This window comes from Pseudomonas sp. GW821-FHT11D10, from assembly GCF_058808435.1.
Map to the genome: position 1 here is coordinate 550,333 of NZ_JBXARR010000004.1, position 23,807 is coordinate 574,139.

The 23,807-nt window shown below is 59.9% G+C and carries 18 protein-coding genes; 6 read left to right on the forward strand and 12 right to left on the reverse strand.

The genetic code is table 11. The annotated features are described in order from the left end of the window. Positions 1-15: 15 nt before the first annotated feature. Complete coding sequence (locus AC1RT4_RS16215; RefSeq protein WP_007953026.1) at positions 16-1,479, reverse strand: glyceraldehyde-3-phosphate dehydrogenase; 1,464 nt, start codon at positions 1,477-1,479, stop codon at positions 16-18. Positions 1,480-1,833: 354 nt separating this feature from the next. On the opposite strand from AC1RT4_RS16215, the gene mfd reads away from it, so the two are divergent. The 3 genes from mfd to AC1RT4_RS16230 are packed head-to-tail and all read left to right on the forward strand — an operon-like array spanning position 1,834 to position 8,562. Then, positions 1,834-5,283: a transcription-repair coupling factor gene (gene mfd / locus AC1RT4_RS16220; RefSeq protein WP_493086286.1), complete on the forward strand. Its 3,450-nt coding sequence runs from the start codon at positions 1,834-1,836 to the stop codon at positions 5,281-5,283. A 10-nt stretch (positions 5,284-5,293) separates the two neighbouring features. Continuing rightward, positions 5,294-5,860, forward strand: coding sequence for a CsiV family protein (locus tag AC1RT4_RS16225; RefSeq protein ID WP_007953029.1), 567 nt, complete (start codon positions 5,294-5,296; stop codon positions 5,858-5,860). An 11-nt stretch (positions 5,861-5,871) separates the two neighbouring features. Continuing rightward, positions 5,872-8,562 (forward strand): SNF2-related protein, encoded by a 2,691-nt coding sequence (locus tag AC1RT4_RS16230; protein ID WP_493086288.1) that lies wholly within the window; start codon positions 5,872-5,874, stop codon positions 8,560-8,562. A gap of 114 nt (positions 8,563-8,676) precedes the next feature. Here AC1RT4_RS16230 and AC1RT4_RS16235 read toward each other — a convergent pair whose 3' ends face one another. The 3 genes from AC1RT4_RS16235 to AC1RT4_RS16245 all read right to left on the reverse strand — a co-directional run bounded on the left by AC1RT4_RS16235 (position 8,677) and on the right by AC1RT4_RS16245 (position 11,303). Continuing rightward, on the reverse strand, positions 8,677-9,414 hold the full coding sequence (locus tag AC1RT4_RS16235; RefSeq protein ID WP_007953033.1) for an S-methyl-5'-thioinosine phosphorylase: 738 nt from the start codon (positions 9,412-9,414) through the stop codon (positions 8,677-8,679). A gap of 12 nt (positions 9,415-9,426) precedes the next feature. Next, positions 9,427-10,437: a beta-N-acetylhexosaminidase gene (nagZ, locus tag AC1RT4_RS16240; protein ID WP_493086290.1), complete on the reverse strand. Its 1,011-nt coding sequence runs from the start codon at positions 10,435-10,437 to the stop codon at positions 9,427-9,429. A gap of 158 nt (positions 10,438-10,595) precedes the next feature. Beyond that, positions 10,596-11,303, reverse strand: a complete 708-nt coding sequence (locus AC1RT4_RS16245; RefSeq protein WP_007953037.1) for a TetR/AcrR family transcriptional regulator — start codon at positions 11,301-11,303, stop codon at positions 10,596-10,598. Between the two features lie 230 nt (positions 11,304-11,533). Between AC1RT4_RS16245 and lexA the strand changes: the two genes are divergently transcribed. Beyond that, complete coding sequence (gene lexA / locus AC1RT4_RS16250) at positions 11,534-12,142, forward strand: transcriptional repressor LexA (protein ID WP_007953044.1); 609 nt, start codon at positions 11,534-11,536, stop codon at positions 12,140-12,142. A 10-nt stretch (positions 12,143-12,152) separates the two neighbouring features. After that, entirely contained in the window at positions 12,153-12,626 is a 474-nt protein-coding gene (sulA, locus tag AC1RT4_RS16255; protein ID WP_493086293.1) for an SOS-induced cell division inhibitor SulA, read from the forward strand. An 86-nt stretch (positions 12,627-12,712) separates the two neighbouring features. Here sulA and AC1RT4_RS16260 read toward each other — a convergent pair whose 3' ends face one another. From AC1RT4_RS16260 to AC1RT4_RS16290, 7 genes are all read right to left on the reverse strand, one after another. Then, positions 12,713-12,946, reverse strand: a complete 234-nt coding sequence (locus AC1RT4_RS16260) for a hypothetical protein (protein ID WP_007953047.1) — start codon at positions 12,944-12,946, stop codon at positions 12,713-12,715. A gap of 106 nt (positions 12,947-13,052) precedes the next feature. Beyond that, positions 13,053-13,577, reverse strand: a complete 525-nt coding sequence (locus AC1RT4_RS16265; protein ID WP_493086295.1) for a DUF6586 family protein — start codon at positions 13,575-13,577, stop codon at positions 13,053-13,055. Positions 13,578-13,748: 171 nt separating this feature from the next. Then, entirely contained in the window at positions 13,749-16,379 is a 2,631-nt protein-coding gene (gene topA, locus AC1RT4_RS16270) for a type I DNA topoisomerase (RefSeq protein WP_007953057.1), read from the reverse strand. 114 nt (positions 16,380-16,493) lie between these two features. Then, complete coding sequence (locus tag AC1RT4_RS16275) at positions 16,494-16,730, reverse strand: DUF1653 domain-containing protein (protein WP_007953059.1); 237 nt, start codon at positions 16,728-16,730, stop codon at positions 16,494-16,496. 100 nt (positions 16,731-16,830) lie between these two features. Next, positions 16,831-18,006, reverse strand: a complete 1,176-nt coding sequence (fadA, locus tag AC1RT4_RS16280) for an acetyl-CoA C-acyltransferase FadA (RefSeq protein WP_493086297.1) — start codon at positions 18,004-18,006, stop codon at positions 16,831-16,833. A 29-nt stretch (positions 18,007-18,035) separates the two neighbouring features. Next, on the reverse strand, positions 18,036-20,183 hold the full coding sequence (fadB, locus tag AC1RT4_RS16285) for a fatty acid oxidation complex subunit alpha FadB (protein WP_493086299.1): 2,148 nt from the start codon (positions 20,181-20,183) through the stop codon (positions 18,036-18,038). Positions 20,184-20,723: 540 nt separating this feature from the next. Next, on the reverse strand, positions 20,724-21,161 hold the full coding sequence (locus tag AC1RT4_RS16290; protein WP_493086301.1) for a hypothetical protein: 438 nt from the start codon (positions 21,159-21,161) through the stop codon (positions 20,724-20,726). Between the two features lie 103 nt (positions 21,162-21,264). Here AC1RT4_RS16290 and AC1RT4_RS16295 point away from each other — a divergent pair, with 103 nt between their 5' ends. Continuing rightward, the gene (locus AC1RT4_RS16295; RefSeq protein ID WP_007953063.1) at positions 21,265-21,702 is read left to right on the forward strand and encodes a universal stress protein; all 438 of its coding nucleotides are present in this window, start codon (positions 21,265-21,267) and stop codon (positions 21,700-21,702) included. Positions 21,703-21,778: 76 nt separating this feature from the next. On the opposite strand, the gene AC1RT4_RS16300 is transcribed toward AC1RT4_RS16295, so the two are convergent. Next, positions 21,779-23,701 carry an ATP-binding cassette domain-containing protein gene (locus AC1RT4_RS16300; RefSeq protein WP_011335198.1) on the reverse strand — a complete coding sequence of 641 codons (1,923 nt, stop codon included), beginning with the start codon at positions 23,699-23,701 and terminating at the stop codon, positions 21,779-21,781. Positions 23,702-23,807 lie beyond the last annotated feature (106 nt).

Here is a 23,807-nt window from a genome sequence, read left to right on the forward strand (position 1 = left end):
ATTTGCAGCTAAGGCTTAGCGCGGGAACGCTGGCGGGTTTACACCGGCCATGTCTTCCATCACGCGGATCACCTGGCAGCTGTAACCGAACTCGTTGTCGTACCAGACGTACAGAACAACGCGGTTGTCCTGAACGATGGTCGCTTCAGCGTCGACCACACCGGCGTGGCGCGAGCCCACGAAGTCGGTCGAAACCACTTCCTGCGAATTGACGAAGTCGATTTGCTTGTGCAGATCGGAGTGCAGCGCCATGTAGCGCAGGTACTCGTTCATCTCTTCACGGGAGGCGGCTTTCTCAAGGTTCAGGTTGAGAATGGCCATCGACACGTTCGGCGTCGGAACGCGGATCGCGTTACCGGTCAGCTTGCCGGCCAGCTCAGGCAGGGCCTTGGCAGCAGCAGTGGCAGCACCGGTCTCGGTGATTACCATGTTCAGCGCGGCGCTACGGCCACGGCGATCGCCCTTGTGGAAGTTGTCGATCAGGTTCTGGTCGTTGGTGTACGAGTGAACGGTTTCGACGTGACCGTTGATGATGCCGAACTTGTCATTCACGGCTTTCAGCACCGGCACGATGGCGTTGGTGGTGCAGGAAGCGGCGGACACGATCTTGTCGTCAGCAGTGATTTCGTTGTGGTTGATACCGTGAACGATGTTCTTCAGCTTGCCTTTGCCAGGCGCGGTCAGAACAACGCGGTCGATACCAGGGCACTGCAAGTGCTGACCCAGGCCATCGGCATCACGCCATACACCGGTGTTGTCCACCAGCAGCGCATCTTTGATGCCGTACTGGGTGTAATCCACTTCGGTAGGGTTCTTCGCGTAGATAACCTGGATCAGGTTGCCGTTGGCGGTGATGGTGTTGTTTTCTTCGTCGATGGTGATGGTGCCGTTGAACGAACCGTGTACCGAATCGCGACGCAGCAGGCTGGCGCGTTTGGTCAGGTCGTTTTCGGCGCCCTTGCGCACCACGATGGCACGCAGACGCAGGCCGTCGCCGCCACCGGTTTTCTCGATCAGGATACGCGCCAGCAGACGGCCGATACGACCGAAGCCGTACAGCACAACGTCGGTGCCTTTGCGTGCCGAAGCGTTTTGCTGGCCAACCACGTCGGCCATTTCTTCGCGAACGAACTGCTCGGCGGTGCGGCCGTTGCCTTCGTTGCGGAATTTGTACGCCAGCTTGCCCAGATCTACCGAGGCCGCGCCGAGCTTGAGCTCGCTCATGGCCTTGAGCAGCGGGAATGTTTCGTGGACGGAGAGTTCGCTGTCGTCGGCAGAACGGTGGCGAGCAAAGCGGTGAGCTTTGAGAATCGCGATGACAGACTGGTTGATCAGGCTGCGGCCATAGATCGAGCTCACCACGTTGTTGTTGCGGTAGAGCTGACCGATAAGCGGAATCATCGCTTCTGCGAGTGCTTCACGGTCGATCCATTCACCAAGACACTGGTCGGGCTTCTGAGTCACGGTAACCTTCCACATGTAGGGGCAGAAAAAAGGGGCTACATTATGCCGCCGAGAACCTCTTGTAGCAATGCGCGCTTGTCGCGCAATCGGTAACAAAAATCCGTCCAAAAAAATAACGCTCCCCGCCAGCCCAGTAAAACCGGGGCTTCCAGCGCAGCCAGTTTTTCGACGACTGTTAGACGATGTCTGTAACCCTCCGTAACACCACTGACATTTGGCACTACATAACCGTAAAAAAAGCGCTGGTTTTTATGGTTACCACTACATTTTTCCCAAACAGCGCAGATAGACGCATCCTGCAACTGACAGGCGGCACCGGACGCCGCTACAATTACCGACTTTGTCGCAACGCCTGGAGCTCAACCTTCCGTGCCTGTTCTGCGTCTACCGCTTCTCCCTGCCGCGGCAGGTAAACAGCACTGGGGCAACCTCCCCGGTGCCGCCCTGAGCCTGGCAATTGCCGAGGCTGCCAGCGCTGCCAAGCGCTTCACGCTGCTTTTGACCGCCGACAGCCAGAGTGCCGAACGGCTGGAGCAGGAGCTGAGCTTCTTCGCCCCGGATTTGCCGGTGCTGCATTTCCCCGACTGGGAAACCCTGCCCTACGATCTGTTTTCGCCGCACCAGGACATCATTTCCCAGCGCATCGCCAGCCTTTATAGACTGCCGGAGCTGGAACATGGCGTGCTGGTGGTGCCCATCACCACCGCCCTGCACCGTCTGGCGCCGACCAAGTTCCTGCTCGGCAGCAGCCTGGTGCTGGACGTCGGGCAGAAACTCGATGTCGAGCAAATGCGCTCGCGGCTCGAAGCCAGTGGCTATCGCTACGTCGACACGGTCTACGAGCACGGCGAGTTCACGGTGCGTGGCGCGTTGATCGACCTGTTCCCGATGGGCAGCAAACTGCCTTATCGCATCGACCTGTTCGACGACGAAATCGAAACCCTGCGTACCTTTGATCCGGAAAACCAGCGTTCCATCGACAAGGTCGATTCGGTCAAGCTGCTGCCGGCCAAGGAATTCCCGCTGCAGAAAGACGCGGTCACCCGCTTCAAGGCGCGTTTCCGCGAGCGTTTCGACGTCGACTTCCGTCGCTGCCCGATCTTTCAGGACCTGAGCAGCGGCATCACACCGGCCGGTATCGAGTACTACCTGCCGCTGTTCTTCGAAGAAACCTCGACCCTGTTCGATTACCTGCCACAGGACACGCAAGTGTTCTCGCTGCCGGGCATCGAGCAGGCGGCGGAAAACTTCTGGAACGATGTGCGCAACCGTTATGAAGAGCGTCGCGTCGATCCTTCGCGTCCTTTATTGCCACCGGCCGAACTGTTCCTGCCGGTGGAAGACTGTTTCGCCCGCCTGAAGAACTGGCCGCGCGTGGTCGCCAGTCAGCAGGACGTTGAATCCGGCGCCGGTCGTGAGCGCTTTCCGGCGCAGGCCTTGCCGAACCTGGCGATCGAAGCCAAGGCCACCCAGCCGCTGGCAGCGCTTTCGGCCTTCCTCGACGAGTTCCCGGGTCGCGTGCTGTTCACCGCCGAATCCGCGGGCCGTCGCGAAGTGCTGCTGGAGTTGCTGGATCGCCTGAAGCTGCGCCCGAAAACCGTCGACAGCTGGCCGGATTTCGTCGCGAGCAAGGATCGCCTGGCGATCACCATCGCCCCGCTCGACGAAGGCCTGATGCTGGATGACCCGGCGCTAGCACTGGTCGCGGAGAGTCCGCTGTTCGGCCAGCGCGTGATGCAGCGTCGTCGCCGCGAAAAACGCGCCGACGCCAACAACGATGCGGTGATCAAGAACCTCACCGAGCTGCGCGAAGGCGCGCCGGTGGTGCACATCGACCACGGCGTCGGTCGCTATCTCGGCCTGACGATTCTGGAAATCGACAATCAGGCCGCCGAATTCCTGACCCTCGAATACGCCGAGAACGCCAAGCTTTACGTGCCGGTGGCCAACCTGCATTTGATCGCCCGTTACACCGGCAGCGACGATGCGTTGGCTCCGCTGCACCGCCTCGGCTCCGAGACCTGGCAGAAAGCCAAGCGCAAGGCCGCCGAGCAAGTGCGCGACGTGGCTGCCGAACTGCTCGACATCTATGCCCGCCGCGCCGCCCGCGAAGGTTATGCGTTCGCCGATCCGAAGGCCGATTACGCGACCTTCAGCGCCGGTTTCCCGTTCGAAGAAACCCCGGACCAGCAATCCACCATCGAAGCCGTGCGCGAAGACATGCTCGCGCCGAAACCGATGGATCGACTGGTCTGCGGCGACGTCGGATTCGGCAAGACCGAAGTGGCCATGCGTGCCGCGTTCATCGCCGTACACGGCGGCAAGCAAGTCGCGATTCTGGTGCCGACCACCCTGCTCGCCCAGCAGCACTACAACAGCTTCCGCGACCGCTTCGCCGACTGGCCGGTGACCGTGGAAGTGATGAGCCGCTTCAAGTCGGCCAAGGAAGTGAACGCTGCGGTGGCCGAACTGGCCGAAGGCAATATCGACATCGTCATCGGCACCCACAAGTTGCTGCAGGATGACGTCAAGATCAAAAACCTCGGGCTGGTGATCATCGACGAAGAACACCGCTTCGGTGTCCGTCAAAAGGAACAGCTCAAAGCCCTGCGCAGCGAAGTCGACATTCTTACGCTGACCGCCACGCCGATTCCGCGCACGCTGAACATGGCGGTATCGGGCATGCGCGACCTGTCGATCATCGCCACGCCGCCGGCGCGACGCCTGTCGGTGCGCACCTTCGTCATGGAGCAGAACAAAAGCACGGTCAAAGAGGCCTTGCTGCGTGAGCTGCTGCGCGGTGGTCAGGTCTATTACCTGCACAACGACGTGAAAACCATCGAGAAATGCGCCGCCGAACTGGCCGAACTAGTGCCGGAAGCGCGGATCGGTATCGGCCACGGGCAGATGCGCGAACGTGAACTCGAACAAGTGATGAGCGACTTCTACCACAAGCGCTTCAACGTACTGATCGCCTCGACCATCATCGAGACCGGCATCGACGTGCCGAGCGCCAACACCATCATCATCGAGCGTGCCGACAAATTCGGTCTGGCGCAATTGCACCAGTTGCGCGGTCGCGTTGGTCGTAGCCACCACCAGGCTTACGCCTACCTGCTGACCCCGCCGCGCCAGCAAATCACCGGCGATGCGGAAAAACGCCTGGAGGCGATTGCCAATACTCAGGATCTGGGTGCGGGCTTCGTGCTGGCCACCAACGACCTGGAAATCCGTGGCGCTGGCGAACTGCTGGGCGACGGTCAGAGCGGTCAGATTCAGGCGGTCGGCTTCACGCTTTACATGGAGATGCTCGAGCGCGCGGTGAAGTCGATCCGCAAGGGCGAACAACCGAACCTCGACCAACCGCTCGGCGGTGGCCCGGAAGTCAATCTGCGGGTGCCGGCGCTGATTCCGGAAGATTATCTGCCGGACGTGCATGCACGCCTGATCCTGTACAAGCGCATCGCTTCGGCCACCGACGAGGAAGGCCTGAAGGATCTGCAAGTCGAGATGATCGACCGCTTCGGCCTGCTGCCGGAGCCGACCAAAAATCTGGTGCGCATCACGGCGCTGAAGTTGCAGGCCGAGCAGCTGGGCATCAAGAAAGTCGATGGTGGCCCGCAAGGTGGGCGTATCGAGTTCGCGGCGCAGACGCCGGTCGATCCGATGACCCTGATCAAACTGATCCAGAGCCAGCCAAAACGCTACAAATTCGAAGGCGCCACGATGTTCAAGTTCCAGGTGCCGATGGAGCGCCCGGAAGAGCGCTTTAATACTGTGGAGGCGCTGTTCGAGCGCCTCATCCCGAAAACTGCTTGAAGGACGCCGCATGCGCCTGTTTCGCTCATTGACCTTGCTACTGACTCTGGTAGCACCGACGGCGTTTGCCGATGACCTGTATCAGGTCGAAATGATTCTGGTACGCCAGAACGCCGTGCCGGCAATTGTCAGCCGCGCCGCACCGGAGGACTGGGCGGCCGGCGCCCAACGCTTGGGCGATGACAGCAAACGCACCCCGGCGCTGAACGATGTTGTGACCAAACTCACCGCCAGCGGCGAGTACAGCGTGCTGATGCACAAAGCCTGGCAGCAGACACTGGGCGAGACGCCAGCCAAAGTTGCGGTCAGCGAAGGTCAGGAGCAGTTCGGCCAGTTCCCGATCGAAGGCACGATTGAAATGAAGCTCGGGCGCTTCACCGACGTGAATGCCGACTTCTGGGTCAACCAGATTGACGCCAACGGCATGGTCACCGCCAGCGAGCGCCTGAAACAGGACAGCCACACCAAGAACGGCCAACTCAACTACCTCGATAACGGCCACCTGGCCCTGCTGATCAAGATCACTTCACTGACGGCGCCCGCGCCTCGGGAAGCGCCTGAAGTCGTTCCGGACTGATCGAAGTCCTTATGCCCCCGCCACTGAGTAAACCGCTGGCCTCCTCCTGGGTCAGCCGATTCAAGGAACAAAGCCTTGAGCGTGGCCGCCGCTACGCGCTGGAAAACCGGGTGCGATTCGTGCAGGTCGGCGACGCGACCATTACCGCCAGTTGCGAAGGCTCTGGCGGTAACGTCTACCGTCAGACGATTCACTTGCGCGAGTCAGCCAAAGGCACGCTGCTGATGGTCGACGCCACCTGCACCTGCCCGGTACACAGCAACTGCAAACATTGCGCGGCGGTGCTGCTGCAAGTGCAGGAAACCCTCGAATACCCCGCCGCCGCCAAAGACGCCGAACTGCTGGAAAAACTCCAGGCCGTGCTGGAAAACCGTAGTCCGAAGGCGCCGCCACAAGTATTGGTGGACAACGTGCAGCCGGTACCGCGCCTGTGGCTGGCGAGTGTCGAGTTCAGCGCCTTCGAACCGCGCAACGGCAAGATGCAGCGTTACATCCAGCACCGTGCGGCGCTGTCATTCAGCTACCTCGACGAATACGTCAGCGGCCAGAAGAACAGTGACATTCTGATTCGCCAGGAAGCCCAGACCCTGCGGGTCAAACGTCACCCGGACGTCGAACAGAGCTACCGCGAGCAGCTGCGAATTCTCGGTTTCCGCATCGCCACCCGCCAGAGTAAGGCCCTGCCGGAAAGCGCCGGCGAACTCTATGAGATGGTCAACGACAGCGCCTGGCTGACCTTCACCCTCAACGATCTGCCGAAGCTGCGCACTCAAGGCTGGGAGCTGCTGGTCGACGATGAGTTCGGTTTCGACCTGACCGCCGTCGACGACTGGTACGCCACCGTCGAGCAGACGCCGGAACGCGACTGGTTCGATCTGGAGCTGGGGATCATCGTCAACGGTGAGCGGCTGAGCCTGCTGCCGATCCTGCTCAATCTGATGCGCTCGCACACGGAAATCCTCAACCCGGAACGTCTCGCCCGCCGTCGCGACGATGAACTGATTCTGGTGAACATCCCGCAACGCAACAGCGAGCACGGGCCGTTGCAAGTCGCCCTGCCCCTCGGCCGGCTGAAACCGGTGCTGGCGACCCTTGGCGAGTTCTATCTACAAGAGCCGGGCGAAACCACCTTGCGCCTGAGCAAGGCCGACGCCACGCGCCTGAATTCGCTGGAAGGCATCCCGCTGCTGTGGGAGGGTGGCGAGCAGATTCGCAGCTTCGCCCAGCGCCTGCGTGATATCCGCGATTACAGCGCCAAAGCACCGAAGGGACTGAATGCGACGCTGCGTCCTTATCAGCTCGAAGGCTTGAGCTGGATGCAGTCGCTGCGGCAACTTGAGGTCGGCGGGATTCTCGCGGACGACATGGGCCTGGGCAAAACCTTACAGACACTGGCGCATATTCTCAGCGAGAAAAACGCCGGGCGTCTGGATCGGCCGTGCATGGTGGTGATGCCTACCAGCCTGATTCCCAACTGGCTCGACGAAGCGGCGCACTTTACGCCGCAGCTCAAGGTCGTCGCCCTGTACGGTGCCAGCCGTAAAAAACATTTCGAGCATCTGGCCGAATACGACCTGATCCTCACCACTTATGCGCTGCTGCCCAAGGATGTCGAGCGCCTGGCTCAGCAGCCGTTGCATGTATTGGTGCTGGATGAGGCGCAGTACATCAAGAACCCGAACAGCAAAGCCGCCCAGGCTGCCCGTGAGCTCAATGCTCGTCAGCGCCTGTGCCTGAGCGGCACGCCGATGGAAAATCACCTGGGCGAACTGTGGTCGCTGTTTCACTTCTTGCTACCCGGATGGCTCGGCGACGTCAAAAGCTTCAACGCCGATTACCGTGTGCCGATCGAAAAGCGCGCGAGCGAAGTCAGACTTCAGCACCTCAACGGCCGGATCAAACCGTTCCTGCTGCGCCGCACCAAGGAACAGGTTGCGACCGAGCTGCCGCCGAAAACCGAGATCATCCATTGGGTCGAACTCAACGAGGCCCAGCGCGACGTATACGAAACCATGCGCCTGGCCATGGATAAGAAGGTTCGCGACGAGATCACCCGCAAAGGCGTGGCGCGCAGTCAGATCATCATTCTCGAGGCGCTGCTCAAGCTGCGGCAAGTCTGCTGCGATTTGCGCCTGGTCAACGACGCCACCCTGCCCGCTCGCGGCAGCACCTCAGGCAAGCTCGACAGCCTGATGGAAATGCTCGAGGAGTTGTTTGAGGAAGGCCGACGGATTCTGCTGTTCTCGCAATTCACTTCGATGCTGACACTGATCGAGGACGAGCTGAAAAAACGCAATGTCGCGTATGCGCTGTTGACGGGACAGACCCGTGATCGGCGTACACCGGTGAAGGAATTCCAGAGCGGCAAGCGTCAGATCTTTCTCATCAGCCTGAAGGCTGGCGGCGTGGGTCTGAACCTGACGGAAGCGGACACGGTGATTCACTACGATCCGTGGTGGAACCCGGCGACCGAGAATCAGGCAACCGACCGCGCGTATCGCATTGGCCAGGAGAAGCCGGTGTTCGTCTACAAGATGATTGCCCGGGGCACGGTCGAGGAGAAGATTCAGCATCTGCAGAAGGAAAAGTCCGACCTGGCGGCCGGCGTGCTGGATGGGCGCAAGGCCGGGGACTGGAAATTGCAGAGTGATGATATCGAGGCGTTGTTTGCGCCGTTGCCGGACAAGTTTGAAAAGCGCTGAGATCTTCGTCGGCTATCAGATCGATTCGCGGGCAAGCCCGCTCCCACAGGTTTAGCGTGACCTCTGTGAGAGCGGGCTTGCCCGCGAAAGGTTCGACTCGGTTTCGAGCCAGACTCAGCCCTTGAGTACGCGCGCCAACGTCGACTTCACCTTGCCCATGCCGTCATGCAACGCCTGCTCGATCTCGGCCATGGTGATCACTTCAGTGGTCTTGCCCGCCGCCGGGTTCACCACCAGCGACAGACAGGCGTAATCCAGATCCAGCTCACGGGCCAGCGCCGCTTCCGGCATGCCGGTCATGCCGACGATGTCGCAACCGTCACGCTCCAGACGCACGATTTCGGCCACGGTTTCCAGACGCGGACCCTGGGTGCAGGCGTAAACGCCCTGATCGCTATACTCGCAACCTTCGGCGGCCAACGCAGCAATCAATTGCTGACGCAGCGGTTCGCTGTAGGGAAAGCTGAAGTCGATGTGTGTGACATGTTCCAGATCATCGGCGAAATAGGTGTGCTCGCGACCGCTGGTGTAGTCCACGATCTGATGCGGCACGCAGAAATGTCCGGTGCCCATTGCAGGATGAATCCCACCCACGGCGTTGACCGCGATGATCGCTTCGGCCCCGGCCTGCTTCAACGCCCACAGGTTGGCGCGGTAGTTGACCTTGTGCGGCGGGAAGCGATGCGGGTGACCGTGGCGAGCGAGGAACAGCACTTCCTTGCCGGCGTATTCGCCAATCTGAACCTCGGCCGATGGCGCGCCATAAGGCGTATCCACCGCCAGCGACTGACGAATGCTCAGGCCTTCCAGCTGGGTCAGGCCAGTGCCGCCGATGATTGCGTAAACCGTCATAGCGAAAAATCCTTAATCGATCAGTTGAGTGTCTTTGAGCGCGCCGACAGCGGTCAGCCAGCGCGGATCCTGACGGTATTCGGTGTTGGCGAACGCCTGACCGCGCATGCGCGCGATGCGTGGCGACGGCTTGACCTTCATGCGTTGCGCGGCGCTCAGGGCCAGTTCGGCGGCTGCTCGGTCGTTGCACACCAGGCCCATGTCACAACCGGCACTGAGTGCCGCTTCGATACGGCTGGCGGCGTCGCCAACCACGTGCGCGCCGGCCATCGACAGGTCATCGCTGAAAATCACACCATCGAACTGCAGCTCACCGCGCAGGATGTCCTGCAACCAGCGCCGGGAGAAACCGGCGGGCTGCGCATCAACTTGCGGATAGATCACGTGGGCCGGCATGACGGCGGCCAGTTGTTTGCAGAGTCTGGCGAACGGCACGAGGTCGTTGGCGCGGATCTCTTCGAGGCTGCGCTCGTCGTTGGGGATCGCGACGTGAGAGTCGGCTTCCGCCCAGCCGTGGCCGGGGAAATGCTTGCCGGTGGCGGCCATGCCGGCGCTGTTCATGCCTTTGATGAAAGCACCGGCGAGTAGCGCGGCGCGCTCCGGGTCACCTTCAAACGAGCGGGTGCCGACAACGGCGCTGCGCTGGTAATCCAGATCCAGCACCGGCGCGAAGCTCAGGTCGAGTCCGACCGCCAGCACTTCGGTGGCCATGATCCAGCCGCATTGCTCGGCCAGATACTCGGCGTTCGGGTTGTCAGCGATGGAGCGCATGGCTGGCAGACGCACGAAGCCCTGACGCAAACGCTGGACGCGACCACCCTCCTGGTCCACCGCCAGCAGCAGGTCCGGACGAATGGCACGGATCGCCGCGCTCAGCTCACGCACCTGGCGCGGATGCTCGATGTTACGGGCAAAGATGATCAGGCCGCCCACTTCGGGCTGGCGCAACAATTGGCGATCTTCGGCCGTCAGCCAGGTACCGGCGACGTCCACCATCAACGAGCCTTGCAGGCCAGCAGTCATAGAAATTCCTTGAAAACGAAAAACCCGTCGCCCACGGAATCACCGCCTGGGGTATTGCCCGGCGGGTCGGTGATTTCAATGAGAAACGGGTTCAGAACGAGAGTCGACATGGGCGGCTAGCTTAGCGGATGTCAGCTGCCGCGCCCACCCATGGACGGTTAAACCTTGGCAGGTGCCGGCGCGGATTTGCTGCGTGGTCGCAACTGCGCGGTGGCCATGGCCGTGTCGGTGACGCCGGTTTCGGCACGCATGCCGGCTGCCAGGAACGGCACCATCAGACGCATCACCTGCTCGATGGAGGTGTTGACGCCGAAGTCGGTCTCGGCAATCGCGCGCAGGGCCTTGATACCCGACATGCTGAATGCTGCGGCACCGAGCATGAAGTGCACGCGCCAGAACAGTTCGATCGGAGGAATGCGCGGGGCGGCTTCGTTCACCAAGAGCATGTAGCGACGGAAAACCTTGCCGTACATGTCTTCCAGATAACGGCGCAAGTGGCCCTGGCTCTGACTGAAGGCCAGACCGAGCAAGCGCATGAAGATCGACAGATCGTTGCCGCTGCGGGGTTGTACCACCAATGCTTGCTCGACGAGGATTTCCAGCAGCTCTTCAAGCGAAGGCTTGTTCTCTGGCTTGGCCTGGCGGCGCTCCAGCTCTTTGTCGAGGCTGATGCAGAACGGACCGAGGAAGCGCGAGAAAACCGCCTGGATCAGCGCCTTCTTCGAGCCGAAGTGATAGTTCACCGCAGCGAGGTTGACCCCTGCCTTGCTGGTGATCAGACGCAATGAGGTTTCAGCGAAACCTTTTTCCGCGAACAGCTGTTCTGCAGCATCAAGAATGCGTTCAACGGTTTCCGACTGGGCCATGGCTACTCCGCCTGACAAACACTTGTTTGAAACATACGTTTCAGCCTATGCCTTGTCAAGCCTGCCAGTTCGTTTTGGGAATGGTCGGTCAGTTATTTAACCACAACAAGGACGCCACATTAATCAGCGTCGTCACTGACCGTCCGGCGGCATGGCAAAAAACGATCATTGCCAAGACCGCTTCACTGTATATAATCCCAGTCACTGTATAAAAAGACAGAGCGATCAATATGCTTAAGCTGACGCCACGCCAAGCCGAGATTCTGGCCTTTATCAAACGCTGCCTCGAAGACAACGGCTACCCGCCGACCCGTGCGGAAATCGCTCAGGAACTGGGTTTCAAGTCGCCCAACGCGGCCGAAGAACACCTCAAGGCGCTCGCCCGCAAAGGCGCGATCGAAATGACTCCCGGTGCTTCTCGCGGCATTCGCATCCCTGGCTTCGAAGCCAAGGTCGACGAATCCACCCTGCCGATCATCGGTCGAGTGGCTGCCGGCGCGCCGATTCTCGCTCAGCAACACATCGAAGAGTCCTGCAACATCAATCCGGCCTTCTTTCATCCGCGCGCCGACTACCTGTTGCGCGTCCACGGCATGAGCATGAAGGACATCGGTATTTTCGACGGCGACTTGCTGGCGGTTCACACCACCCGCGAGGCACGCAACGGTCAGATCGTGGTTGCGCGGATTGGCGACGAAGTCACCGTCAAACGCTTCAAGCGTGACGGCAGCAAAGTCTGGCTGATTGCCGAAAACCCTGAGTTCGCCCCTATCGAAGTCAACCTGAAAGACCAGGAACTGGTCATCGAAGGCTTGAGTGTCGGCGTCATCCGCCGCTAAAGGAGGCTTTATGCAGTTCCCACACGTACCTCAGCAAACACAACTGCCGTTGTTCGAGGCATTTCTGGCGCAGCCCCTCGCCCCCATCCTCAAAGATGTCGTCGAGCGTCCGTGGAATACCGAACCTGAAGCGTTCAGCGAGCTGTCACTGCGCGGCGCGACCGGGAACTGCCTGAGCCTGCTCGCGCCGATTCTTCGCGAACTGAGCGAGGATCAGGACGCACGCTGGCTGACCCTGATTGCACCGCCTGCCAGCCTGACCCAGACCTGGCTGCGGGACGCAGGATTGAATCGCGAACGCATCCTGCTGTTACAACCGCGCGGCGCTCAAAGCGCTCAGCAACTGGCCTGCGAGGCATTACGGCTAGGTCGTAGCCACACGGTCGTCACGTGGCTGAACCCACTGAGCGCAGGGGCACGGCAACAGCTGGTCAGCGCCGCCCGCACCGGGGACGCTCAAAGCCTGAACATTCGTTTGGGGTGATTCAGCAACAATGCGCGCCATGTAAAGCGCAGGGCTTCTCCAGGGATAGAGAAGCCGATCTGGAGCAGTAACTGACAGACAGCGGATCAATGAAGAACCCGCGGCCCCTCATCCTTATCGAATTCGCCTTCAACCATACGCCCCGCCATTTGCACGCCGACGCTCAACATGGCTTTGGCAATTTCAACGTGCTGGCCCTGCAGAAACGCCTTGGCATCCTCGGAGAAATCCAGAGTCACCAGAGAACCCTCGTCCTCGGCCCTGCGCAGTTCGATTCGGCCGTCTGGTAGCTCGACAATTTCTAGAAAGGACGTTGGCATATAGGTCTGTTCTCCACGAAAGGCAGGGATTATATAGACATCATTCAGGCTTCGCTCGGGATCTTGACCAGCAGCACGCCTCTCGTCGCCGCCAGTCCAGAACTCCTCAGCACTCGTTCAAGCCTTCACGGAAACGGATCGCCAGGCCCTTGAGGTTCTGCCGCCAGCTCTCGAGTTCTTCGCGGCTCAACTCTTCGACCGTCTCTTCTTCATCCAGATTCACGGCCAGAATCAACGGCTGCGTCACATCGCCCTTCGGCTTGTGTGGCACCCGTGGTGGCTGAAACAGCGCCGAGTGCGCGGCCAGCAATTTAGCCAGCCATGTCTCAGGATTGCCTGCCAGCTCGATCATCTCCGCCAGCTCCGGAATGGCAATGGACTCCAGCACTTCGCGGGTCAGCAGGGTTTCCGCCCGCGACGCATTGGCCTGTGGCAGACGATAGAAGCCGGCGATTTCATGACACAGCCCCAACAACGCACCGTAGAGATGAAACAGTGCGGATTCGCGCCCGGCCTGAATCAGCGCCAGCGAGTTCATCGCCCGCCCCTCTTCGGCCCTGGCCAGCGCTTCCAGCGACAAACCCGCGAAATAGATCTTCTGATTGGTACGGGTATAGAGTTCGTGGGCCATGTCGGCACTCTCCACAACGAAATAATTGCTTCACACAGGCCGGACAGTGTCATGGATCAGCCGATCCGACCGCAAGCATTAAACAAAAAGGCCGCATGAAAACCCGAAGGTTGTCATGCGGCCTTTTGTGTTGAAGATGCCCAGTCAGGGCACCTTCAGATCAGCACTTTCTCAAGCCTTGGCTTTTGCCGGACGCTTGTCCTCAACTGTCCACTTACCACCGTCAAAGAACGCTTTCCAGCCAGTCGGCTTGCCGTCGACTTCGGTCTGAACGTATTGCTCCTTGGTCTTGCGGCTGTAGCGGATCACGGCTGGCAGGCCATCCGGATCCTTCTGCGGCGCTTCACACAGGAAGTGGTACTTCGGATCAATCTCGTCCTTGTGCGGCAGAATCTCGATCACCAGCGGAGCACGGGTCTCGCGGTTTTTCGGGAACTGGCTGGCGGCCAGGAACAGACCGGACGCACCGTCACGCAGGATGTAGGTGTCGTTGACCTTTTCGCATTTCAGCTCAGGCATCTTCACCGGATCCATCTTCGGCGGCGCCGCATCACCGCTCTTCAGCAGCTTGCGGGTGTTCTTGCACGTCGGGTTGGTGCAACCGAAGAACTTGCCGAAACGGCCGGTCTTGAGCTGCATCTCGCTGCCGCACTTGTCGCATTCCAGGCTCGGACCTTCGTAGCCCTTGATGCGATAGCTGCCTTCTTCGATTTCGTAGCCGGCGCAATCCGGGTTGTTACCGCAGATGTGCAGCTTGCGCTTCTCGTCGAGCAGGTAGGCGTCCATCGCCGTGCTGCAGATCGGGCAGCGATGCTTGCCACGCAGTACCAAGGATTCCGACTCACCCTCATCGTCCGCCGCGATTTCATCGCCCGGCACCAGATTGACGGTGGCCTTGCAGCGTTCTTTCGGCGGCAGGCTGTAGCCTGAGCAGCCGAGGAACACGCCGGTCGATGCAGTACGGATCTGCATTGGACGGCCGCAAGTGGTGCACGGAATATCGGTCATCACCGGCTGATTGGCACGCATGCCGGCCTCCGGATTCTCCGCCACTTCAAGTTTTTTCTTGAAGTCGCCGTAGAACTCGTCCAGCACGTTTTTCCAGTCGCGTTCGCCCTGGGCCACGTCATCGAGATTCTCTTCCATGCCGGCGGTGAAGCCGTAGTCCATGAGATTCGAGAAGCTTTCCGACAGACGCTCGGTAACGATGTCGCCCATCTTTTCCGAATAGAAACGACGGTTGTGCAGGGTCACGTAGCCGCGATCCTGAATGGTCGAGATAATTGCTGCGTAAGTCGAAGGACGACCGATGCCGCGCTTTTCCATTTCCTTCACCAGGCTGGCTTCCGAATAACGTGCCGGCGGCTTGGTGAAGTGCTGGGACGGATCGAGCTTGATCAGCTTCATCACGTCGCCCTGCGCCATGTCCGGCAAAACATCATCGTCGCCAGGCTTGGTGATTTGCGGCAGCACGCGGGTGTAACCGTCGAACTTCAGGATGCGGCCCTTGGCGCGCAGCTCGAAGTCGCCGGCAGCGACGCTGACAGTGGTCGACAGGTATTGCGCCGGCAGCATCTGGCAAGCCAGGAACTGGCGCCAGATCAGCTCGTAGAGGCGCTCAGCGTCGCGTTCCATGCCGGCCAGCTTGGCGGGCGTGGTGTTGGCGTCGGAAGGACGAATCGCTTCGTGAGCCTCTTGCGCGCCTTCTTTGCTGCTGTAGACGTTCGGCGATTCCGGCAGGTACTTCTTGCCGAACTCGGTTTCGATGTAATCGCGCGCCATCGCCACGGCATCAGCCGAGAGATTGGTCGAGTCGGTACGCATATAAGTGATGTAGCCAGCTTCGTAGAGACGCTGGGCCATCATCATGGTTTTCTTCACACCGAAGCCCAGGCGGTTACTCGCGGCCTGTTGCAGTGTGGAAGTGATGAACGGTGCCGACGGCTTACTGCTGGTCGGTTTGTCTTCACGCTTGACGATGCTGTAGCTGGAGGACTTGAGCTTCTCCAGGGCAGCCGTAGCCTGCGCTTCGTTCAGCGGCTTGAAAGCTTCGCCTTTCTCGCGAGCGACTTCGAAACGCACGGTCGAGCCTTTGGCGGTGCCGAGATCGGCGTGCACTTCCCAGTACTCTTCCGGGTTGAACGCGCGAATCTCACGCTCACGCTCGACCACCAGTTTCACGGCAACCGATTGCACGCGACCGGCGGACAGGCCACGGGCGATCTTCGCCCACAGCAGCGGCGAGACCATGTAGCCAACGACGCGATCGAGGAAACGACGGGCCTGCTGCGCGTTCACTCGATCGATGTCGAGTTCGCCAGGCTCCGAGAAGGCTTCCTGAATCGCCTTCTTGGTGATTTCGTTGAACACCACGCGCTTGTAGCGGCTGTCGTCACCACCGATGGCTTCGCGCAGGTGCCAGGCAATGGCTTCCCCCTCGCGATCCAAGTCGGTTGCGAGATAGATGGTGTCAGCATCCTTGGCGAGCCGGCGCAGCTCTTCGATGACCTTTTCCTTGCCCGGGAGGATCTCGTACTTGGCTTTCCAGCCATGTTCGGGATCGACACCCATGCGCGAGACCAGCTGCTTGCGCGCCTTCTCTTTCGGCGACAGCGCTGGCGCTTCGCCCGCAGCAGCCTTGCCGCGCTTGGCGGCAGGCTCCTTGCTGGCGCTAGCCGAACCGCTGGTGGGCAGGTCTCGGATATGGCCGATACTCGACTTCACCACGTATTGGTTGCCCAGATACTTGTTGATGGTCTTGGCCTTAGCCGGGGATTCCACAATGACCAGCGATTTGCCCATGGATCAGAAAATTCCTGAATTCTAGAAGTGAAAGGCGGTTGGCGCCTGACGCGGCACCGCTATATATAGTGGCTACAAGGTGAGGTCAAGCGCAGGGTTTTGCGCGCACTCGCCTTACGGCTTCGAAAAAAGGCTCGGTTCGGCTTGCACCAAAGCAAAGCGTGGGACCTGCTCCCCGTCAACCTCGACGGACTCCAGGAACATGCTCAAGGGACGTACCCAGAAGCCGTAATCGCCATACAGGGCTTGGTAAAAGACCACTTCTTCTTCGGTCTCGGAATGCCGCGCGACACTGAATACGCGGTACTGCGGACCTTTGTAATGTTGGTAGAGCCCAGGTTGTATCGGCATGCTTCGGCCCTCACTCAAATTTTTTCAAAATAAAAACAAAAATAAATCCGCAAAAAACAAAAACCGGGGCACTTGGCCCCGGCTTCCATCGACGAGACGCTTAAACGCGTTCGAAGACGGTGGAGATGCCTTGGCCGAGGCCAATGCACATGGTGGCCACCCCGAAGGTGCCGCCATTCTGCTTCATCACGTTCAGCAACGTGCCGGAAATACGGGCACCGGAGCAACCGAACGGGTGACCCAGGGCGATCGCGCCGCCGTGCAGGTTAACCTTCTCATTCATCTTGTCGAGCACTTTCAGGTCTTTCAGCACTGGCAGGGCCTGTGCGGCGAACGCTTCGTTGAGCTCGAAGAAGTCGATATCGTTGATACCCAGGCCGGCACGTTTCAGTGCTTTCTGAGTAGCCGGTACCGGACCATAGCCCATGATGGCCGGGTCCACACCCGCTACCGCCATCGAGCGAATCACCGCCAGAGGCTGGATGCCCAGGTCCTGTGCACGCTGCGCCGACATCACGATCATGCACGAAGCACCATCGGTGATCTGCGACGAAGTACCGGCTGTCACGGTGCCGCCCTTTGGATTGAACGCCGGCTTCAGAGCCGCCAGACTTTCCAGGGTGGTTTCCGGACGAATGGTTTCGTCGTAATCGAAGGTTTTCAGGAAACCGTTCTCGTCGTAACCCTGCATCGGGATGATTTCGTCCTTGAACTTGCCTTCCACAGTCGCCTTGTGGGCCAACTGGTGGGAACGCACGCCAAAGGCGTCCTGCTGTTCGCGAGTGATGCCGTGCATTTTGCCCAGCATTTCAGCGGTCAGGCCCATCATGCCCGAGGCTTTAGCCGCGTACAGGGACATGTGCGGGTTCGGATCGACACCGTGCATCATGCTTACGTGACCCATATGCTCGACGCCGCCAACCACGAACACGTCACCGTTACCGGTCATGATCGCTTGCGCAGCAGTGTGCAGCGCGCTCATCGACGAGCCACACAGACGGCTGACGGTCTGGCCGGCCGAGGTGTGCGGGATCTGGGTCATCAGCGACGCCATGCGCGCGATGTTCCAGCCTTGTTCGAGGGTCTGGTTCACACAGCCCCAGATCACGTCCTCGACTTCGGCAGGATCGACCTTGGTGTTGCGTTCCAGCAGTTTGCTGATCAGGTGCGCCGACATGTCTTCGGCGCGGGTGTTGCGGTGCATGCCGCCCTTGGAGCGGCCCATCGGAGTACGACCGAAGTCGACAATCACGACGTCTCTAGGATTCAAGTTCATAAGTTCACTCTCACTCTAGTTGGGGGCGCTTAACCGAAGAAGCTCTGGCCGTTCTTGGCCATTTCGCGCAGCTTCGCGGTCGGGTGGTACAGCGCGCCCAAATCAGCGTACTGGTCGGCCAGGGCAACGAACTCGGCAACACCGATCGAGTCGATGTAGCGCAGCGCACCGCCACGGAATGGAGGGAAACCAATACCGTAGACCAGACCCATGTCGGCTTCGGCGGCGGTTTCGACGATGCCGTCTTCCAGGCAACGCACGGTTTCCAGGCACAGCGGGATCATCATCCAGTTGATGATGTCTTCGTCAGTGACTTCGCGCTGCTCGTAGACGATCGGCTTGAGCACTTCCAGTACCGACGGGTCGGCAACTTTCTTCTGCTTGCCTTTCTTGTCGGCCTCGTAGGCATAGAAGCCCTTGCCGTTCTTCTGACCCAGACGCTTGGCTTCGTAAAGCACGTCGATGGCCGAACGACGGTCGTCCTTCATGCGGTCCGGGAAGCCTTCAGCCATCACTTCACGACCGTGGTGGCCGGTGTCGATGCCGACCACGTCCATCAGGTACGCCGGGCCCATCGGCCAGCCGAATTTTTCCATGATCTTGTCGATACGGACGAAGTCCACACCGGCGCTGACCAGCTTGGCGAATCCGCCGAAGTACGGGAACAGTACGCGGTTGACCAGGAAGCCCGGGCAGTCGTTGACGACGATCGGGTTCTTGCCCATTTTCTTGGCGTAAGCAACGGTGGTGGCGATGGCCAGCTCGCTGGACTTCTCGCCACGGATCACTTCCACCAGCGGCATCATGTGCACCGGGTTGAAGAAGTGCATGCCGACGAAGTTTTCCGGACGCTTGAGGGCCTTGGCCAGCAGGCTGATGGAAATGGTCGAGGTGTTGGACGCGAGGATGGTGTCCTCTTTGACCTTGTCTTCGACTTCCGCCAGAACGGCTTGCTTGACCTTCGGATTCTCGACCACGGCTTCAACGACCAGGTCGACGTGACCGAAATCGCCGTAGGACAGGGTCGGACGAATGCCGTTGAGCACTTCAGCCATTTTCGCGGCGGTCATGCGGCCTTTATCAACGCGGCCGACCAGCAGCTTGGCGGCTTCAGCCAGACCTTGCTCGATGCCGTGCTCGTTGATGTCCTTCATCAGGATCGGCGTACCTTTGGAGGCCGACTGATAGGCGATACCGCCACCCATGATGCCGGCGCCCAGTACGGCAGCCTGCTTCACATCTTTGGCGATTTCGTCGTAGGCCTTGGCCTTTTTCTTCAGTTCCTGATCGTTCAGGAACAGACCGATCAAGCTCTGCGCGGCAGAAGTCTTGGCCAGTTTCACGAAACCTGCGGCTTCGACTTCCAGCGCCTTGTCACGACCGAAGTTCGCGGCTTTCTGGATGGTCTTGATCGCTTCGACCGGGGCCGGGTAGTTCGGGCCAGCCTGGCCAGCCACGAAACCTTTGGCGGTTTCGAAAGCCATCATTTGTTCAATCGCGTTCAGCTTGAGCTTTTCCAGCTTCGGCTGGCGCTTGGCCTTGTAGTCGAACTCGCCGGAGACGGCGCGCTTGATCAGCTCAAGGGCGGCATCCTGCAATTTTTCAGGAGCAACCACGGCATCGACAGCGCCGACTTTCAGCGCGTCTTCAGGACGGTTTTCCTTGCCGGCGGCAATCCACTCGATGGCGTTGTCGGCACCGATCAGGCGCGGCAGACGCACGGTACCGCCGAAGCCCGGGTAGATGCCCAGTTTGACTTCCGGCAGACCGATCTTGGCCTTGGTCGACATGACGCGGTAGTCCGCTGCCAGGCACATTTCCAGGCCGCCACCCAGGGCGATGCCGTTGATCGCGGCGACGGTCGGAACGTTGAGGTCTTCGAAATCGCTGAAGATCTTGTTGGCTTCGAGATTGCCAGCAACCAGCTCGGCATCCGGCAGCTTGAAGTTGTCGACAAATTCGGTGATGTCGGCGCCGACGATGAAGACGTCCTTGCCACTGCTGACGATCACGCCCTTGATCGAAGCATCTGCCTTGATGGTGTCTACGGCCTGACGCAGTTCGTTCAGGGTAAGACGGTTGAACTTGTTGACGGACTCACCCTTGAGGTCGAATTTCAATTCGACGATGCCACTTTCAAGAGCTTTAACCGTGATGGCTTTACCTTCGTAAATCATCAACTGATCTCCACGATATGGAAGCTGAACAGTACACGTCGGACGCAGGCAAATGGCTCGGCAGGACGTTTTTTCGTCGATGCTGACACTCATCCACCCGGCACACCCGCCAACGCGATAGTCGGGATTCTGTAGGAGCAGTCTGCAATACAAACGCTCAATTCATACGCCCGTTTGATTTGGGTACGCCACCTTCACGGAATTTCCGACAATTGTCAATCGCCCTAAATACGGGTTGAAATGCGACTTTGCGGTCATTTCTGTAGGACGCAGCCCGGCCACACACGCTTGCATGTGAGGGCATTCATAAGATTAATAGTTAGAAAAGTCGCCCTAATTCACCGCAAGCCTTGTTTAACAGGCTACGCTGGCTGGACTACGAAGGAAAACAGGCGCAGATTTGCTGACCGGATGACTCCGGTTCAACGCCAAAAAGAATTTCCGGCCTGCCTGGCCAACCCCGCCCGATGAATCATGTCGGGCTTTTTATTGCGCGTCTGTCGGACGTTTCGCACCGTTGCGGCGCGAAGAGTCAGCGAGTCATGCGAGCGCTTTCAGCGTGGCATCAATCTCCAGCAAAACCGACGCATCACCCTTCTCGCCCCAATAGAGGGCGATCATCTGCTTGTCCGCCTCGACCTTGAAAACGTTGCCCGGCAATTTCTCGAAATGATTCAGCAGCAACGGATCTTCACAGACTTCCTGCCACTGATTCACCCAAACCCCCGGGGATTTCTGCCAATACGTCCAGCACGCCGGCTGCTTGCCACGGCGTGGCCGATGGTATTGCGCGCACGGGTTTGGCGGCTCCTGGCCCAGCCAGTGCGGCCACTCCTGGGGCGCCAGCTGCATGGCCAGCCCGATGCGCCGGGCCTCGGTGCGCAAGGCTATCCGGCCACTCTGTGCACGGGACGGGCGCAACCACGCCAAGGGGCTCAACACCACCAGCAGGATTGACACCACCAGCCAGACCGTCATATCTCTACTCCCGTTTTGTCATGAGCCCATTGCGTCACTTTGGAACCAATGCGCTTGAAACCAGCCATACTTAACAATATTGATCCCTCACGAGGAGCACCTCATGCCCTACCACCATATCCTGGTCGCCGTAGATCTGACCGAAGAGTGCGACCCTGTGATCCACCGCGCCCGAGAGCTGTCGGTGAGCAACGGCGCCAAGCTGTCGCTGGTGCATATCGTCGAACCGATGGCCATGGCTTTCGGCGGTGACGTACCTATGGATCTGTCACAACTGCAACAACAGCAGTTTGATCAGGCCAAGGAACGCCTGGAACGCCTGAAGCACAAGTACACCGAGCTCGAAGGCGCCAACTGCCACCTGACCTACGGCCAGCCGCGTCAGGAAATCCACCATTTCGCCAAGGAACAGGAATGCGACCTGATCGTGGTCGGCAGCCATGGCCGGCATGGTCTGGCGCTGTTGCTGGGCTCGACCGCCAATGACGTGCTGCACGGCGCACCTTGCGATGTGCTGGCAGTGCACCTGGTCAAACGCTGACCCCGAGCACTTGTGAAAAGCTAAAAAAGCCCGACGCCCATCACTGGACGCCGGGCTTTTTCATGCCTGGAAACAATCAGGCGTCCAGCTCGGCCCAACGTTCCACCAACGCATCCAGCTCAGCCTGCAACTGCTCAAGCGAAGCAATCACCTTGGCCGTCTCGGCTGGCGGACGCTGATAGAAGCCGGCCTCAGCCATTTCAGCCTCGACAGCAGCAATCTGCTGCTCTTTAGCGTCGATGTCGCCCGGCAGTGCTTCCAGCTCGCGCTGAAGCTTGTAGCTCAGTTTCTTCTTCGCAGCTGGAGCCGCAGCAACCGGAGCGGCAACCGGAGCCGGTTCGGCAGTGACCACCGCCGAGTTCAGGTCGGCCTTGCCGGATTTGCTTTCGGTCACGCCCAACAGACGCGGCGAGCCGCCCTGACGGATCCAGTCCTGATAGCCGCCAACATACTCGCGAACCTTGCCTTCACCTTCGAAGACCAGGGTGCTGGTAACCACGTTGTCGAGGAATGCCCGGTCGTGGCTGACCATCAGCACAGTGCCGTTGAAGGTCAGCAGCACTTCTTCGAGCAACTCGAGGGTTTCCACGTCGAGGTCGTTGGTCGGTTCGTCGAGTACCAGCAGGTTTGCCGGCTTGCTGAACAACTTGGCCAGCAACAGACGCGCACGCTCGCCGCCGGACAACGCCTTCACCGGCGTGCGGGCACGCTGCGGGCTGAACAGGAAGTCGCCGAGGTAGCTCAGCACATGGCGGCTCTGGCCGTCGATATCGATGAAGTCGCGACCTTCGGCGACGTTATCGATCACGGTCTTTTCCAGATCCAGCTGATGACGCAACTGGTCGAAGTAGGCCACGTCGATCTTTGTGCCCTCTTCCACTTTGCCGCTGGTCGGTTGCAGACCGCTGAGCATCAGTTTCAGCAGAGTGGTCTTGCCGGTACCGTTGGCGCCGAGCAGACCGATCCGGTCGCCGCGCTGCAGCACCATGGAGAAATCGCGGATCAGGAACGGACCGCCCGGATGCGCGAAGCTCACGTTATCCAGCACCATCACCTGCTTGCCGGACTTCTCCGCTGTTTCCAGCTGGATGTTGGCCTTGCCGGTGCGCTCGCGACGCTCGCTGCGCTCCACGCGCAATGCTTTCAGCGCACGTACGCGGCCTTCGTTACGGGTGCGGCGGGCCTTGATGCCCTGGCGGATCCACACTTCTTCCTGGGCCAGACGCTTGTCGAACAGCGCGTTGGCGGTTTCTTCGGCGGCCAGTGCGGCTTCTTTATGGACGAGGAAACTGGCGTAGTCGCCGTTCCAGTCGATCAGGCCACCGCGATCCAGTTCGAGGATGCGGGTGGCGAGGTTTTGCAGGAAGGAACGGTCGTGCGTGATGAACAGCACGGCGCCCTGGAAATCCTTCAGCGCCTCTTCAAGCCAGGCAATCGCACCGATGTCCAGGTGGTTGGTCGGCTCGTCGAGCAGCAGCAGATCCGGCTCGGACACCAGCGCCTGCGCCAGCAGGACGCGACGACGCCAGCCGCCGGACAGTTCGGCGAGGGTCTTGTCGGCCGGCAGTTGCAGGCGGCTCAGGGTGCTGTCGACCAGGGTCTGCAAGCGCCAGCCATCGCGAGCTTCGAGGTCGTGCTGGACGTGCATCAGCTTGTCCAGATCGGCATCGGTGACGATGTTCTGGCTCAGGTGATGGTATTCGGCGAGCAAGGCGCCAACGCCATCGAGGCCTTCGGCGACCACGTCGAACACTGTCCGCTCGTCGGCCACCGGCAATTCCTGCGGCAATTCACCGATTTTCAGACCGGGGGCACGCCACACCGAGCCGTCATCAGGCTTCTGGTCGCCCTTGACCAGTTTCATCATGCTGGATTTGCCAGTGCCGTTGCGGCCGATGATGCACACCCGCTCACCACGGGCGATCTGCCAGGACACCTTGTCCAACAACGGCATCGCGCCGAATGCAAGGGACACATCGCTGAATTTGAGCAGGGTCATGAGCTTCTCCAAAAACCGGGCGCGCATTCTACCTGAATCGGGGCCCGAGCAGGCCGGCAATTTCGCCGCTGACGCACTCTGCACAACAATTGTTGCGAACTTGTGC

What these genes read in the sequence shown, in the direction of transcription:
- AC1RT4_RS16215 (WP_007953026.1), bottom strand. Translation starts at nt 1,479, where the DNA reads ATGTGGAAGGTTACCGTGACTCAGAAGCCCGACCAGTGTCTTGGTGAA.
- AC1RT4_RS16225 (WP_007953029.1), top strand. Translation starts at nt 5,294, where the DNA reads ATGCGCCTGTTTCGCTCATTGACCTTGCTACTGACTCTGGTAGCACCG.
- AC1RT4_RS16230 (WP_493086288.1), top strand. Translation starts at nt 5,872, where the DNA reads ATGCCCCCGCCACTGAGTAAACCGCTGGCCTCCTCCTGGGTCAGCCGA.
- AC1RT4_RS16235 (WP_007953033.1), bottom strand. Translation starts at nt 9,414, where the DNA reads ATGACGGTTTACGCAATCATCGGCGGCACTGGCCTGACCCAGCTGGAA.
- nagZ (WP_493086290.1), bottom strand. Translation starts at nt 10,437, where the DNA reads ATGACTGCTGGCCTGCAAGGCTCGTTGATGGTGGACGTCGCCGGTACC.
- AC1RT4_RS16245 (WP_007953037.1), bottom strand. Translation starts at nt 11,303, where the DNA reads ATGGCCCAGTCGGAAACCGTTGAACGCATTCTTGATGCTGCAGAACAG.
- lexA (WP_007953044.1), top strand. Translation starts at nt 11,534, where the DNA reads ATGCTTAAGCTGACGCCACGCCAAGCCGAGATTCTGGCCTTTATCAAA.
- sulA (WP_493086293.1), top strand. Translation starts at nt 12,153, where the DNA reads ATGCAGTTCCCACACGTACCTCAGCAAACACAACTGCCGTTGTTCGAG.
- AC1RT4_RS16260 (WP_007953047.1), bottom strand. Translation starts at nt 12,946, where the DNA reads ATGCCAACGTCCTTTCTAGAAATTGTCGAGCTACCAGACGGCCGAATC.
- AC1RT4_RS16265 (WP_493086295.1), bottom strand. Translation starts at nt 13,577, where the DNA reads ATGGCCCACGAACTCTATACCCGTACCAATCAGAAGATCTATTTCGCG.
- topA (WP_007953057.1), bottom strand. Translation starts at nt 16,379, where the DNA reads ATGGGCAAATCGCTGGTCATTGTGGAATCCCCGGCTAAGGCCAAGACC.
- AC1RT4_RS16275 (WP_007953059.1), bottom strand. Translation starts at nt 16,730, where the DNA reads ATGCCGATACAACCTGGGCTCTACCAACATTACAAAGGTCCGCAGTAC.
- fadA (WP_493086297.1), bottom strand. Translation starts at nt 18,006, where the DNA reads ATGAACTTGAATCCTAGAGACGTCGTGATTGTCGACTTCGGTCGTACT.
- fadB (WP_493086299.1), bottom strand. Translation starts at nt 20,183, where the DNA reads ATGATTTACGAAGGTAAAGCCATCACGGTTAAAGCTCTTGAAAGTGGC.
- AC1RT4_RS16290 (WP_493086301.1), bottom strand. Translation starts at nt 21,161, where the DNA reads ATGACGGTCTGGCTGGTGGTGTCAATCCTGCTGGTGGTGTTGAGCCCC.
- AC1RT4_RS16295 (WP_007953063.1), top strand. Translation starts at nt 21,265, where the DNA reads ATGCCCTACCACCATATCCTGGTCGCCGTAGATCTGACCGAAGAGTGC.
- AC1RT4_RS16300 (WP_011335198.1), bottom strand. Translation starts at nt 23,701, where the DNA reads ATGACCCTGCTCAAATTCAGCGATGTGTCCCTTGCATTCGGCGCGATG.